Source organism: Terrihalobacillus insolitus (assembly GCF_028416575.1).
GTDB lineage: Bacteria > Bacillota > Bacilli > Bacillales > Amphibacillaceae > Terrihalobacillus > Terrihalobacillus insolitus.
In genome coordinates this window covers 1-13,355 of sequence record NZ_JAMQKB010000038.1, presented here as the reverse complement: position 1 = coordinate 13,355, position 13,355 = coordinate 1, and the positions used below count along the sequence as shown (strand labels likewise).

Below are 13,355 nucleotides of genomic sequence, written 5' to 3'. Positions count from 1 at the left end.
GAAAAACCGTATCCTAGTTGAACGGGATACGGTCATACACAACATAAACCGTGTATGTCTATTTAACTAGAATCCCCCACTTCAACAAAAGCGAACTTTCTTTTGTAAGTGGTGGGTAGTTCAATTTACGTACTTTCATTACTTTTCTTCACACTTTTCACACAATTGATGGTTATAATTATTATCAAAAGACATGGAGGTGAAGGTATGAGTTGGACGCTTCTCTTATTGTTAGCATGCCCGCTTATGATGCTCTTTTGCATGAAAGGGATGTCAGGTGAGCATAAGAAGAAAGACGGAAAAGCAACGGAACAAACAGCCGCTGTACAAAGTCAGGAACTTGATGCCCTCAAGACCAATATGACAGATTTAATGGAGCAAAATCATAAGCTGTCGGAAGAACTGAAGGCATTGAAGGCATCTGAGTCAAAGCCAGCAACCGTTGTTCCAATAAAAAAAGATCAAACCAAACGGGAAGCGCTTTAGTTGGAACCAAAAAAATGGTAAAATAACTACTGGATCAATAGGTTATGCATTAACCAAATCGTATCACCAAATAAAAAGGAGGAGATCAAATGACAGAATTAAAAACACAAGCACTTGTATCAACAGAATGGGTGGCAGAACACAAAGCTGACCAAAATGTTCGTCTAGTTGAAGTGGATGTGGATAATAGTGCTTATGAGTCAGGCCATATTGAAGGGGCTATTGCCTGGAATTGGACGACGCAGCTAAACGATGAAATCCGCCGTGATATTTTAAATAAAACACAGCTTGAAGAATTGTTGGGCAAATCTGGTATTACACCTGATACCTTAATTGTCCTTTATGGTGATAATAACAATTGGTTTGCAGCATTTGCTTACTGGCAGCTTAAGATGTTCGGTCATGACCGTGTTACATTGATGGATGGCGGCCGGGTGAAGTGGGAGCTTGAAAACCGGCTGTTTGTAGAGGATGTTCCGTCTGTGGAGGAAGTGACCTATCAAGCAAAAGAGACTGATTACGCATTCCGAGCTCTTCAACCACAAGTCGCTGATGCTATTCAAAAGGGAGTGAATCTAGTTGATGTCCGCAGTCCACAAGAATTCACAGGGGAAGTCATTGCCCCTCCGGGTATGACGGAAACGGCCCAGCGTGGTGGCCACATACCTGGTGCTGTGAATGTTCCTTGGAAGACGGCAACCAATGACGACGGAACCTTCAAATCTACAGAAGAGCTTGAAGCGATTTATGGTGGAAAAGGGCTTACACCTGATAAAGAGGTGATTACATACTGCCGGATCGGAGAGCGCTCCGCTCATACATGGTTCGTCTTACATGAACTTCTTGGTTATCAGAATGTCAGAAACTATGATGGATCATGGACCGAATGGGGCAGCATGGTTGGCGTCCCAATTGAAAGGTAATTCCAATATGGCGGATTCACCATGGGAAACCATTCATGACCGTCCAGTGCAAAAACGCTTTTTTGAAGACATTATTAAGAAAAATAAATTGGAAAACCTACAGCTCTTCTTTAAATCGGAAGTATTAGATAAATATAGAGGCGATTCTGCTTATAAAATTATTCGGACGGATTCCTCTGGCCGAATTTCAAAGCCAGGCGCTTGGGCGCTTGACTTCGGGATTGCTTCTGAGGATCGTCTTATTCATTTTCCGGTTGAGCGCTGGATCCACAACCTCCCTGATGTCGAAAGGGAACATTGGCTGATGGCAATGGTTAACCTGCCTTTAAGTGATAACTTTGTCAAAGGTCTTGTTGGGGTTGGTTGCTTAGACGATGGTGCGATTCGAAAATGGGAATGACAAAACCGGCACGTGAGTGAGCCTTTACGTGCCGGTTTTCTATGCTTTGATCCTGTTTCCACGATAGACTAGTCTCTGATATCTGGGGTATTGGAAGAAATATGATTTTAACAACAATTTTGGTGATCGGTGGGTTTCAATCGACCCCTTTTATAATTTCCTTCAATCAAGACGGTCAATATATGGAGAGTTATCTGCACTTTTCGATGCTTTCATCAGCTCTTACTAGGAGTCGATATGGTCACGATGTCGGCTTTAATGTCCCCGTTTGAGGCCGACAGGGATTGAAACGGTTACGATAGCGGCTCCAATGTGATAGTTTGGGCCTACTAGGCTGAAACGGGCATGATGCACACGATGCCGATTCACAATCCAATTTAGATTTGAAAAGGCAAAGATTTGCGTCTAGTATAATGAGACGGAGGTGATTAGGATGAGATATGTCATTATTGGTGGGGATGCAGCGGGCATGAGTGCAGCCATGCAGATTGTTCGAAAAGGGCAGAATGCAGACATTGTGACACTTGAAAAAGGCGATATCTATTCGTATGGACAGTGCGGGCTTCCTTACACAATTGGCGGGTTGATTTCTTCGACCGATAAACTGATTGCTCGAACGGTAGAAGCATTTCGTGAACAGGGGATTGACGCCAAGACCAATCATGAGGTTGCACGGGTGGATCCAGTTAAAAAGGCTGTTTATGGAACCGATACCTTAAGTGGTAAATCCTTTGAGTATCGTTATGATAAGCTGCTTCTTGCGACAGGTGCAAGTCCGGGTGTGCCGAATATTCGCGGTATTGATCTTACTGGTGTCCATACGTTAAAAACGATTGCCGATGCTAAGCAAATCATGGAGGATTTGAATCATGATGTTGAACAGGTAACTATTGTTGGAGGCGGTTATATTGGCCTTGAAATGGCTGAAGCTTTTAAATTGCTAGGCAAGCAGGTAAGAATCATCGAGCACGGTGACCATTTGGCGAAAATTTTTGATGCGGACATGGCGACCCTCATTCATGAGGAAGCAGACAAACAAGGCATCACTGTTCATACCAATGAAAAGGTGGAGGTGCTGAAGGGGGAAGAACGGGTGGAAGTTGTTCAAACAGACAAAGCGTCATATCCGTGCGATCTTGTTCTGATTTCAGTCGGCATCCGTCCCAATACCAAATTGATTGAAGGAACCGAAATTGCCACTGGCATAAAGGGTGCCATCCGTGTCAACCGTTACATGGAGACGAACGTCCGTGACGTTTATGCAGCAGGGGATTGTGCAGAACAGTATCATATTGTAAAAGAAAAAGACGATTATATTCCCCTTGGTTCAACGGCGAATAAACAAGGACGGATTGCCGGGTTAAACATGATCGGTCTTGCGAAAACATTTAAAGGAGTTACCGGTACTTCTGTAATCAAATTCATGGACCTTACCCTCGGTCGCACGGGTATTTCTGAAAAAGAAGCACAGGCACTCAATCTTCCTTACGCTACTGTGCGTATCGGATCCTTAGATATTGCCGGCTATTATCCGGATAATGATCCACTCCATGTGAAATTGATATTCCGCAAAGACGACGAAAGACTTTTAGGCGGGCAGTTAATTGGTAAGAACGGCGTTGACAAACGTGTTGACGTCCTTGCAACAGCATTGTATCATGGCATGCGTCTTCATGAATTAGAGGATCTCGACTTAGGGTATGCGCCCCCTTTTAACAGTACATGGGATCCATTACAGCAAGCTGCCCGACGAGGCTAGTTATCTGGATTAATAACGGTAGGTCTAATCGACTCATCGGAGTTATGAGGACGCAAGCAGGGCCGAAAAACAATAAAACGGCTTACTCATTAAACAAATTTTTATGTGAATTATGAAAGGAGTGGTAAAAACCAAAACCATGTGAATTATACAATTGTTTTGACCTGTTACGCCGCACAAGGAACCCCGCTAAATACGAATTAGCGGGGTTCCGGATTCTTAAGCTATAAGTTGCCCTACAATCTGCTGGATCTTTGCTTTTGCATCTATTGTATCTTTTGCTTTGATCGTTATGACACGATCAGAACGATATTGTTTTGCGGAGTGTTCGTAAAGTGGATCATAGTAATATTGCAACAGCAACGTAACGGCCGAACGGTATTTGCCGTCCTTTAAGTTCTGTTCTATTTCTTTTGCAATCGGTGTATGGATTCTTTTTTTAATAATTTGAAAGGCATCTAAGCATTCTTGGTGGTGATCCCAAGGGTGATAATCGTCTAAGATGTTTGTCACACGCTCATCAATAGGTAATTCAAGAAACAATTGGATTCCTTGCTCTTTTTCTTTATACAAAAATTCAGGTAAAACTACTTTACCGATTCGTTTACTTTCTCCTTCCAATAATACATAGGGAGATTGTTCTATACGTAATAAGTCGTGAACTAACAGTGATTCAAAACGCTTTTGATTGTTTGGCTTTCGACCAATCTGACCAAAGATGGATCCTCTATGGTTCGCCATTCCTTCTAAATCTAGAACGGGGTAACCCTCGTCAGAAAGCATTTGAAGAATTACTGTTTTTCCAGTTCCGCTATATCCATTTAATACATAGGCATTTTGCTTTAGCTCATATGATTCTAACGTCTGAACAACCCATTCTCGATAAGAGCGTATTCCACCCTTTAATCGAAAAACGTCCATGCCTATTAGGTCAACTACAGTGGCAGCTGTCTTGCTACGCATGCCTCCACGCCAACAAAATACAGCCCTTTCTCCATGTAGTTCTTGAAATTCTTTTATGAAATGAGGCAATTTTGCAGAAAAGATTTGAAGGCCACGCTCTTTTGCGGCCTCTGGACTTTCTTGCTTATATAACGTGCCAACTTCAGCGCGCTCCTTGTCATTAAATACTGGAATGTTAATACTGCCAGGAATTGTTGCTTCCTCATATTCAGATGGTGAACGGACATCGATGACGGAAAAATCCTTATCCTGTTGCATAGTAAATAAATCATCTATAGTAATATCTTTAAACAATGCATATCCACCTCTTTAAAACGAATTAACTTTTATTCTAAAGGAGTTGAATCCATTTTTGAACCAATAAGGGTAAGGGGGAGAATCTGAATATAATTTTTGCGAGTTAAAAGAAGGTAAATAATTAATCATTTTGTTCTTTTTCACATATGGTAAAAAAGAACCGTTTAAACAGGTAGGTGTAAAAATGGCTGTCGTTTCAACAGATGCTTGGCTAAGAGACTATGTTCAAAACAAAGGGATAAACAAAAGCGAAAATATGGAGCTACAAAGGCAGAAGCTTTGCTCGCACTTAAAGCCGTATTTCGATCATGCATTCCTTGATGAGATCCAGAATCACCTTCATGAGTTTGGTTTCTTTCTTCCACATCCCTCCGATGCAGAAAGGATTAATAGAATGAAGGAGAACAATGTATGGGAGAATACGCAGAGGGTATTTAAAGAGTTGAAAGAAGAATGGAAGGGGCCTGATATTCCTGTTTTTATTTTTCCTTCTAACATCCAAAACGAAATGTTGCGTAACGATTTTAACGGAAAGTCTGGTTTAGGATATCGAGATAAAGTATTTATATTCATTTCCGACCATACCCCAAAAGAAGAAATACGGGCATTAGTGACCCATGAATACAATCATGTGTGTCGACTAGAATATTTGAATCTCCCTGAGGATGAAATAAACTTACTCGATTCCATTGTACTAGAGGGGATAGCGGAAATTGCTGTTCGTGACTATTTAGGAGAGGGGTATGTTTCGAAGTGGGCAAAATTGTATAGATTTAAGGATGCATTAAATTGGTGGATGAAATGGATTAGAATGAATTCCAACATAAAAAAAACGGATGATAAACATCTTCACCTTTTATACGGGGGTGGGAACATTCCAAAATGGATGGGTTACCATACTGGATATCATCTTGTGTTATCTTACGTACGAAACAACAGTACAGATCTGAAAACACTGTTACGTTTACCCTCAGAAAGCATTGTACAAGGATCAGATTTTCCTTTTTAGTGCGTGGAAAAATCAGAAAGCCTGTAGCAAAGGTAAACTGCTACAGGCTTTTCAAGATTGAGCAAATTGTCCTGTTTCTAAAAATAAGATTTCGCCATAACGCATGACGAGGATCTATTTTTTCAATTTCCTTTACCAATGATGGGGTGAAAAGGCTAAACCTGCAATAGTTGCAAGAGCAATAGCCCAACCAAAGCCGTGCCCGAGTCCACCAAAACCACCATGGTGTCCAAAACCGTGTCCAGGTCCACCAAAGCCGTGCCCACCAAAACCACCATGGGGTCCAAAGCCTCCGTGACCGAGTCCGCCAAAGCCGTGTCCAAGTCCACCGAAACCGTGTCCGAGCCCGCCAAAACCGTGCCCAAGTCCACCAAAACCGTAACTATAACCACCGATTGGTGCTTTCCTGATTGGACGAACAAAGACGTGTGTTCTGTTGACGTGCGTTACAAATCCTCTGTGAATACGCCCGTTTCGTGTTCGAATCGCAACACAACGTCCAACACAATTAGAACATTGGGAATGAATGTTTCTTAATGACAAAAGTGTCAACTCCTTTCTCTGAAGAGTGATCTACAGGTATTGGTTCAAGTTGACTACGAAATGGAATGATTGATTTGCTGATCCATGTGTTAGGATATGTATGGTGACGTTATAATGATTGGACAAAACACTAGATAAGCGGAAACGTTATAGCACAGTCATAGCCTGTTTCCTTCTTTCATACGCTAGAACAGTGATTTTTTATGGTAGAAGGGGTTGGTTTATATTCGTTTTCTCAAGGAATTCCGTCGGTTTGTTATTAAGGGAAATGCTGCAGATATGGGTGTTGGGATAGTTTTGGGTGCTGCATTTAGTGGATTAATTGACTCTCTCGTTAAGGACATCCTCCTGCCACCAGTAGGTCTTATTTTAGCTAAAGTAAATCTGTCCGAGCTTTACATAAGTCTTAGCGGAAGGCATTACACTTCACTTGCTGAGGCACAAGAAGCGGGTGCAGCAACGGTGAACTATGGAGTATTTATCACGAACTTTATTCGATTTATTTTTGTGCTTTTCGCCGTGTTTATCGTAATCAGACAATTGAATCGTTGGAAAAAACCAAATCAAGATCCCGCCGTGTCCATGACAAAGAAGGAATGCCCCTTTTGTTGCACATCGATTCCGTCTCAAGCAGTAAAATGTCCCAATTGTAGCTCTGAACTTGATCAACGAACCATTGATTACAAAAGATCGCCTAAATTAAAAATAAAATGAAGAGGGGCTCCAATCCGTATAAGAGGATGTTCAACTATAATGGAGCCCCTCTAAAGTTAATATGACTTTGCTAGAAAGTACGGCGGTAGTTTTGTTTTGCATTTGTAAATTTACCAGCAACTAATACACCAATGATGACAGCAAGTATAAATCCCCACTTGAGCATAGGGGTACTAAAAACATTTTGCAGTAATGGTTCACCTATTATCATGGTTGCGGAAGTATAGGCGAGTACCGCTCCACCTATATAAATGATTGAAGGGAAGCTTTCTATTAATTTTATAAACAGGGTACTACCCCACATAATGATAGGAACACTAATAAGTAGACCTAGACTTACTAATAGGTAGCTTTCCTTTGCAGCGCCAGAAATGGCTAATACATTGTCTATACCCATTAATGCGTCTGCCACAATGATGGTCCAAACAGCACCAATAAGTGAATGGCCAGCTTGTACATTGTCATGATCATCCGTATCTGTTAATAGCTTGTACGCTATCCAAATGAGCAATATCCCACCCATAAGACGTAACCCAGGAACTTTTAGAAGTGAAATGAGTGCAATAGCGGCAACAATACGTATTGTGATGGCACCTAATGTCCCAAAAAGGATCGCTTTCTTTTGTTGTTTTTGCGGGAGTTTTCGTGCGGCAAGGCCTATAACGATTGCATTATCTCCAGCTAAAACCAAATCAATGAATACGATTTGAGCCAATGAGATGTAAAATTCAAGAGAAAAAAGCTCCATTTCTTTTTTTCAATCCTTCCCCGAAAATGAAAACAGCCTTTAAAGATATAAGGCTGTCAGATTCACTATCTTTTATATGAATAACTCTCAAACATTAAACCTCTATTTGATCAAAATGGTAGATATCTTTGAATGTGAATCGTATACATATAATTTTACGAATAACGTACTCAAGTGTCAATTTTACTGGCCTTTTTGAACATGGATTATCTGGAAACAAACTTGTTTCCTAGAATCCAATATCTCCACGGATAGGCCTTAGCTTCTCCTGCATTATCAATCCCAATTCTAGGGCCCGAAGCAATCATAAACGGTGCAACCGATTCTTCTTTTGCTAGCCATAGTGGTGATTGGTTAACTGGATGGCCATAGTAATCCATCGTAATCCCTAACGCCTTTGTTAATTTGCCTGGTCCGTTTGTCCACTCACGTTCATTTTTAACCTTTGAGCGTCTGTTAGCGATTAGTTCCTTATTCAAATATGGTTCTACGGCTCGGATGAGAACAGCCTCTGGTTGGTTCATTCCACCACTTACGATGTTAAATAAACAATGGGTATGCATTTGATATGTATAGGCATGGCCAGAGGGTCCGAACATTACTTCTGTTCGTTTTGTCCGACGGTTTTGGAAGCTATGTGATGCTTGATCCGCTGGTCCAATGTATGCCTCCGTTTCAACAATGAGACCAGCTGCAGTTCCCTCTGTTGATTCATGTATTAATACGCAACCGAGTAGTGATTTAGCTAGTTGCAAAGTTGGTTTCGTATAAAATTTCATATCCAATGGTTTTCCGATGTTTCGTTCATTTCTATCCATCCCTGTAATCTCCCTTGCTCGCTTTTTACTTTCTGTTTAATAGTTTATGAGAAGAGTGATAGGAAATACACAGATAAGCCTCTTTGAACATCCTCTCTTAGACAAAATTTATACGTTCGTTATATATCGTGTAAGCGAGTGGAATACTGTTAGGTGAAAAGGTGGTGGCTACATGGATCGAAATGAGAATTTTCATCGTATATCTGGTTTTTTTATATTAATTGGTGCTGTAGGGATGGTAATCGCTACTTTATACCACCCATTACTTGTGGATCCATTTAATGGTATCCGTGCTTTCGATGGATATACTAGTTCCAACAATTGGACAACGGATCATATCGGAATGCTTTTAGCTGTGTCACTCTGGTTAATTGGTTTGATGGGCTATCCTTCTTTTATTATAAATCCATCCGTCAAGTCTAAAACGGCTTCGATTCTAATAGGTGTGTCTTTTGCACTCTGGATGACCATTCTCGTTGCAGAACTTACGATGATTCCAATTATCGGAGAAAAAGTGATGAGAGTTGAGGTGGATGAAACCTTTATTGTTTGGGAGGCCGTTTTTGCTCTAGGTCTTTTATTAGGCTATGTCGCAATGTCTGTAATATGGCTTGCTGTAGCCTATTTCGGGTGGGATTTAAAAAAGAACAATCAAGGATCGACTTTGTTTCAATATAGCGCATATATCGGTGGATGCTTAGGTTTTGTAGGCATCTTGATTACATTTTTTAATTATGAGCTTGCCTATTTCGTCTTACCTCTAACAAATGGTATTCCTTTTCTTTGGACAATGGTGTTAGGGTGGAAAATGATAAGAGCATAAAATGACGTAGAACATCCTCTAAAGCAGACTTTAGCTTAAAAATGAAAACCGCCGCATCGAATTTTTAGCCTTAGCGGACTGAGAGGCCGTTATTTGGCAAAAAACCGTGGTATTGGCGGGTTTCGCGGACTGAGAGGCCCTTAATTGCCGAAAAGCCAGCCAAAACTAGCCCATTTAGAGCAAATAGCGTCCTGTGAGTCCGCTTAACCAAGAAAAACAGGCCTTTTACTGAAAATAAGCGCCTCTGAGTCCGCATAGAATTTTTAGCGGACTGAGAGGCCGCTATTTGGCAAAAAACCGTGGTATTGGCGGGTTTGGCGGACTGAGAGGCCCTTAATTGCCGAAAAGCCAGCCATAAGTAGCCCATTTAGAGCAAATAACGGCCTGTGAGTCCGCTTAACCAAGAAAAACAGGCCTTTTACTGAAAATAAGGGCCTCTGAGTCCGCATAGAATTTTTAGCGGACTGAGAGGCCGTTATTTGGCAAAAATCGATGGTGTTGACGGGTTTCGCGGACTGAGAGGCCCTTAATTGCCGAAAATCCAGCCATAAGTAGCCCATTTAGAGCAAATAACGGCCTGTGAGTCCGCTTAACCAAGAAAAACAGGCCTTTTACTGAAAATAAGCGCCTCTGAGTCCGCATAGAATTTTCAGCGGACTGAGAGGCCGTTATTTGGCAAAAAACCGTGGTATTGGCGGGTTTCGCGGACTGAGAGGCCCTTAATTGCCAAAAAGCAAGCCAAAAATAGCCCATTTAGAGCAAATAACGGCCTCTGAGTCCGCATCGGATTTTTATCGGACTGAGAGGCCGCTATTTGGCAAAAATCCGTGGTTTTGACAGGTTTGGCGGACTGAGAGGCCCTTAATTGCCGAAAAGCAAGCCAAAAACAGCCCGTTTAGAGCAAATAGCGTCCTGTGAGTCCGCTTATCCATAGAAAACAGGCTATTTTCTGAAAATAAGGGCCTCTGAGTCCGCATCGGATTTTTATCGGACTGAGAGGCCGCTATTTGGCAAAAATCCGTGGTTTTGACAGGTTTGGCGGACTGAGAGGCCCTTAATTGCCGAAAAGCCAGCCAAAAGTAGCCCATTTAGAGCTAATAACGGCCTGTGAGTCCGCTTAACCAAGAAAAATAGGCCTTTTACTGAAAATAAGGGCCTCTGAGTCCGCATCGAATTTTTAGCGGACTGAGAGGCCGCTATTTGGCAAAAAACCGTGGTATTGGCGGGTTTGGCGGACTGAGAGGCTTTTAATTGCCGAAAAGCCAGCCAAAAACAGCCCATTTAGAGCAAATAACGGTCTGTGAGTCCGCTTAACCAAAGAAAACAGGCTATTTTCCGAAAATAAGGGCCTCTGAGTCCGCATCGAATTTTTAGCGGACTGAGAGGCCGCTATTTGGCCAAAAATCGTGGTATTGACGGGTTTGGCGGACTGAGAGGCCGTTAATTGCCAAAAAGCCAGCCAAAAGTAGCCCATTTAGAGCAAATAACGGCCTGTGAGTCCGCTTAACCAAGAAAAATAGGCCTTTTACTGAAAATAAGGGCCTCTGAGTCCGCATCGAATTTTTAGCGGACTGAGAGGCCGTTATTTGGCCAAAAATCGTGGTATTGACGGGTTTAGCGGACTGAGAGGCCCTTAATTGCCGAAAAGCCAGCCAAAAGTAGCCCATTTAGAGCTAATAACGGCCTGTGAGTCCGCTTAACCAAGAAAAACAGGCCTTTTACTGAAAATAAGGGCCTCTGAGTCCGCATCGAATTTTTAGCGGACTGAGAGACCGTTATTTAGCAAAAAACCGTGGTATTGGCGGGTTTGGCGGACTGAGAGGCCCTTAATTGCCAAAAAGCAAGCCAAAAACAGCCCGTTTAGACCGTCTTTGATCGCTATTGCTGTCTTTACGGGATCCTAGTAATATCCTTCCATTAAAGCATATGCTGCAAGGTGGCTTGACTTAGCGAGACTTACAAGATTTTGCTCAGGAATTCTTGTGTTCTAGGGTTTTGTGGATTGTGAAAGATATTTTCAGGTGTATCCTCTTCCATGAAAATCCCTTCATCGATAAAAAACACACGATCTCCAACCTCACGCGCGAAGCCCATTTCGTGGGTAACAACGACCATTGTCATGCCCTCTTTTGCTAAATCCTTCATTACTTCTAGCACTTCTCCAACAAGTTCAGGATCTAATGCTGATGTTGGTTCATCAAAAAGCATTACTTTCGGATTCATTGCAAGAGCTCTGGCGATTGCAACCCGCTGCTTTTGACCACCTGATAAACTTGAAGGGTAAACATCGGCCTTATCAGATAATCCAACCTTATCTAGTAAAGGTATTGCGACATCTTTTGCCTCTTGATTGGAAAGACCTTTCACTTTAATAGGTGCAAGGGTGATATTCTCAAGAACTGTTTTATGTGGGAAGAGGTTAAAATGTTGAAACACCATTCCTACATCTGTGCGGACGTCGTTAATGTTTGTTTTCGGATCGGTTAGATCTCTGCCGTCCATAATCACTTGTCCCGACGTGATATCCTCCAATAAATTCAAACAACGTAAAAAAGTACTTTTACCCGATCCAGAGGGACCAATGACGCAAACTACTTCTTTTTCTTTAATTTCCGTTGTTAAACCTTTTAACACCTCTGTTGTGCCAAATGACTTATGTAAATCTTTAACATGAATCATTATACGTCTAACCTCCGTTCAACCATTCTTAAAACAATCATGGATGGGATTGTAATGATCAGATAAAAGACCCCGACCATAAAATATGGTTCGAAATAGACAAATGTAGTTGTTGCAAATTGTTTCCCTTGATATAGTAATTCGTTAACAGCAATGGCGGAAAATAGAGAAGTATCCTTTAAGCTGATGATAAATTGATTGCCAAGGGGTGGAATCATTCTTTTGAATGCTTGTGGCCAAATGATATATCGCATTGTTTGGGAAGACGTTAAACCTAAAGATCTGCCAGCTTCCCATTGACCTTTATCAATGGATTGTACTCCACCACGAACAATTTCTGCAATATATGCTCCAGCATTAATTGCGATGGCAATGATAGAAGCAGTTATTTTATCAAAATTAATTCCAAATAGATCCGAAAGCCCAAAGTAGATGAAGAAGATTTGAACAAGAATCGGGGTGCCACGAATCGTTTCTACGTAAATGGATGAAAAACTATAGATCAATTTATTCTTGGATAGACGGCCAATTCCTATAAATGCACCTATTACAAATCCGATCAGAACACCGACAATTGTAATAAGCAAAGTTAATTGGATTCCTTCTATTAAATAAGGACTTACTCCTTTAATATTTTCGATCATTGTAGTCACCTCATGATTTGATGGTTGCATAAATTATTTAGTATAAAAGCGTGACAACAAGTTTGCCACGCTTCTGTTTATCCAATCCAGCTAACAATAGAGAAGATTTACATACCTTCTGGACGTTCACCAAACCATTCTTCGTAAATATCTCCAAACGTGCCATTATCTTTTAATGTTGTTAGAGCGTCATCAAATTTGTCACGGAGTTCAGATCCTTTTGGAAAGGCGATTCCGTATTGTTCCCCTGTTAGTCGTTCGCCAACGGTTTTTAGCTCACCGCCAGCTTCTTTATTTGCATAGTATTGAACGTTTGGAACGTCATAAATAACAGCATCTGCTCTACCAGCAATAACGTTTTGATAAGCTTCTGTAATTTGTGGAAAAGCTTCCGGTGTTCCCTCTGTTTTTTCTTTTATATACCCCGAGTTTGGTGACATAAATTTCCAATCCCTTTATTGTCAAGGGTTTAAAGAGTTATTGTGATTTTTGTAGTCCTAACAAAATTGTTAAAATAATATGATTAACCCTTGATATATAGGGTATTTG

14 protein-coding genes are annotated in these 13,355 nt (G+C 41.4%); 7 read left to right on the top strand and 7 right to left on the bottom strand.

Going from position 1 to position 13,355, the window contains the following annotated elements; genetic code table 11:
* Positions 1–207 precede the first annotated feature (207 nt).
* The 4 genes from NC797_RS17395 to NC797_RS17380 all read left to right on the top strand — a co-directional run bounded on the left by NC797_RS17395 (position 208) and on the right by NC797_RS17380 (position 3,568).
* Positions 208–486, top strand: a complete 279-nt coding sequence (locus tag NC797_RS17395) for a DUF2933 domain-containing protein (RefSeq protein ID WP_272438094.1) — start codon at positions 208–210, stop codon at positions 484–486.
* 89 nt (positions 487–575) lie between these two features.
* Positions 576–1,409 (top strand): sulfurtransferase, encoded by an 834-nt coding sequence (locus NC797_RS17390; protein ID WP_272438092.1) that lies wholly within the window; start codon positions 576–578, stop codon positions 1,407–1,409.
* Positions 1,387–1,809, top strand: coding sequence for a hypothetical protein (locus tag NC797_RS17385; protein ID WP_272438091.1), 423 nt, complete (start codon positions 1,387–1,389; stop codon positions 1,807–1,809). Before NC797_RS17390 ends, NC797_RS17385 begins: the two co-directional genes overlap by 23 nt.
* 433 nt (positions 1,810–2,242) lie before the next feature.
* The gene (locus NC797_RS17380) at positions 2,243–3,568 is read left to right on the top strand and encodes a CoA-disulfide reductase (RefSeq protein WP_272438095.1); all 1,326 of its coding nucleotides are present in this window, start codon (positions 2,243–2,245) and stop codon (positions 3,566–3,568) included.
* Between the two features lie 219 nt (positions 3,569–3,787).
* On the opposite strand, the gene mnmH is transcribed toward NC797_RS17380, so the two are convergent.
* Positions 3,788–4,825 carry a tRNA 2-selenouridine(34) synthase MnmH gene (gene mnmH, locus NC797_RS17375; RefSeq protein ID WP_272438089.1) on the bottom strand — a complete coding sequence of 346 codons (1,038 nt, stop codon included), beginning with the start codon at positions 4,823–4,825 and terminating at the stop codon, positions 3,788–3,790.
* Positions 4,826–5,012: 187 nt separating this feature from the next.
* On the opposite strand from mnmH, the gene NC797_RS17370 reads away from it, so the two are divergent.
* Positions 5,013–5,837 (top strand): DUF2268 domain-containing putative Zn-dependent protease, encoded by an 825-nt coding sequence (locus tag NC797_RS17370; protein ID WP_272438088.1) that lies wholly within the window; start codon positions 5,013–5,015, stop codon positions 5,835–5,837.
* 132 nt (positions 5,838–5,969) lie between these two features.
* Here the strand turns inward: NC797_RS17370 and NC797_RS17365 are convergent, their stop codons facing one another.
* Entirely contained in the window at positions 5,970–6,380 is a 411-nt protein-coding gene (locus NC797_RS17365; protein ID WP_272438087.1) for a hypothetical protein, read from the bottom strand.
* Positions 6,381–6,596: 216 nt separating this feature from the next.
* On the opposite strand from NC797_RS17365, the gene mscL reads away from it, so the two are divergent.
* Positions 6,597–7,094, top strand: coding sequence for a large conductance mechanosensitive channel protein MscL (mscL, locus tag NC797_RS17360; RefSeq protein ID WP_272438086.1), 498 nt, complete (start codon positions 6,597–6,599; stop codon positions 7,092–7,094).
* 70 nt (positions 7,095–7,164) lie between these two features.
* Here mscL and NC797_RS17355 read toward each other — a convergent pair whose 3' ends face one another.
* Together NC797_RS17355 and NC797_RS17350 are read right to left on the bottom strand one after the other, a co-directional pair.
* Positions 7,165–7,842, bottom strand: coding sequence for a TerC family protein (locus NC797_RS17355; RefSeq protein WP_272438085.1), 678 nt, complete (start codon positions 7,840–7,842; stop codon positions 7,165–7,167).
* Positions 7,843–8,048: 206 nt separating this feature from the next.
* A complete protein-coding gene (locus NC797_RS17350; protein WP_272438084.1) occupies positions 8,049–8,660 on the bottom strand; it encodes a DNA-3-methyladenine glycosylase in 612 nt (203 codons plus the stop codon).
* A 172-nt stretch (positions 8,661–8,832) separates the two neighbouring features.
* On the opposite strand from NC797_RS17350, the gene NC797_RS17345 reads away from it, so the two are divergent.
* Positions 8,833–9,483 (top strand): hypothetical protein, encoded by a 651-nt coding sequence (locus tag NC797_RS17345; RefSeq protein ID WP_272438083.1) that lies wholly within the window; start codon positions 8,833–8,835, stop codon positions 9,481–9,483.
* Between the two features lie 1,956 nt (positions 9,484–11,439).
* On the opposite strand, the gene NC797_RS17340 is transcribed toward NC797_RS17345, so the two are convergent.
* The 3 genes from NC797_RS17340 to NC797_RS17330 all read right to left on the bottom strand — a co-directional run bounded on the left by NC797_RS17340 (position 11,440) and on the right by NC797_RS17330 (position 13,246).
* Positions 11,440–12,162 (bottom strand): amino acid ABC transporter ATP-binding protein, encoded by a 723-nt coding sequence (locus NC797_RS17340; RefSeq protein WP_272438082.1) that lies wholly within the window; start codon positions 12,160–12,162, stop codon positions 11,440–11,442.
* Positions 12,162–12,806, bottom strand: coding sequence for an amino acid ABC transporter permease (locus NC797_RS17335; protein WP_272438080.1), 645 nt, complete (start codon positions 12,804–12,806; stop codon positions 12,162–12,164). The genes NC797_RS17340 and NC797_RS17335 overlap by 1 nt, the downstream gene beginning before the upstream one ends.
* 107 nt (positions 12,807–12,913) lie before the next feature.
* Positions 12,914–13,246 (bottom strand): transporter substrate-binding domain-containing protein, encoded by a 333-nt coding sequence (locus tag NC797_RS17330; protein WP_272438079.1) that lies wholly within the window; start codon positions 13,244–13,246, stop codon positions 12,914–12,916.
* Between the last annotated feature and the right edge of the window lie 109 nt (positions 13,247–13,355).

Excerpts from the sequence above, each read along its gene's own strand:
- NC797_RS17395 (WP_272438094.1), top strand. The coding sequence starts at position 208 with ATGAGTTGGACGCTTCTCTTATTGTTAGCATGCCCGCTTATGATGCTC.
- NC797_RS17380 (WP_272438095.1), top strand. The coding sequence starts at position 2,243 with ATGAGATATGTCATTATTGGTGGGGATGCAGCGGGCATGAGTGCAGCC.
- NC797_RS17390 (WP_272438092.1), top strand. The coding sequence starts at position 576 with ATGACAGAATTAAAAACACAAGCACTTGTATCAACAGAATGGGTGGCA.
- NC797_RS17355 (WP_272438085.1), bottom strand. The coding sequence starts at position 7,842 with ATGGAGCTTTTTTCTCTTGAATTTTACATCTCATTGGCTCAAATCGTA.
- NC797_RS17370 (WP_272438088.1), top strand. The coding sequence starts at position 5,013 with ATGGCTGTCGTTTCAACAGATGCTTGGCTAAGAGACTATGTTCAAAAC.
- NC797_RS17340 (WP_272438082.1), bottom strand. The coding sequence starts at position 12,162 with ATGATTCATGTTAAAGATTTACATAAGTCATTTGGCACAACAGAGGTG.
- NC797_RS17345 (WP_272438083.1), top strand. The coding sequence starts at position 8,833 with ATGGATCGAAATGAGAATTTTCATCGTATATCTGGTTTTTTTATATTA.
- NC797_RS17330 (WP_272438079.1), bottom strand. The coding sequence starts at position 13,246 with ATGTCACCAAACTCGGGGTATATAAAAGAAAAAACAGAGGGAACACCG.
- NC797_RS17350 (WP_272438084.1), bottom strand. The coding sequence starts at position 8,660 with ATGGATAGAAATGAACGAAACATCGGAAAACCATTGGATATGAAATTT.
- NC797_RS17335 (WP_272438080.1), bottom strand. The coding sequence starts at position 12,806 with ATGATCGAAAATATTAAAGGAGTAAGTCCTTATTTAATAGAAGGAATC.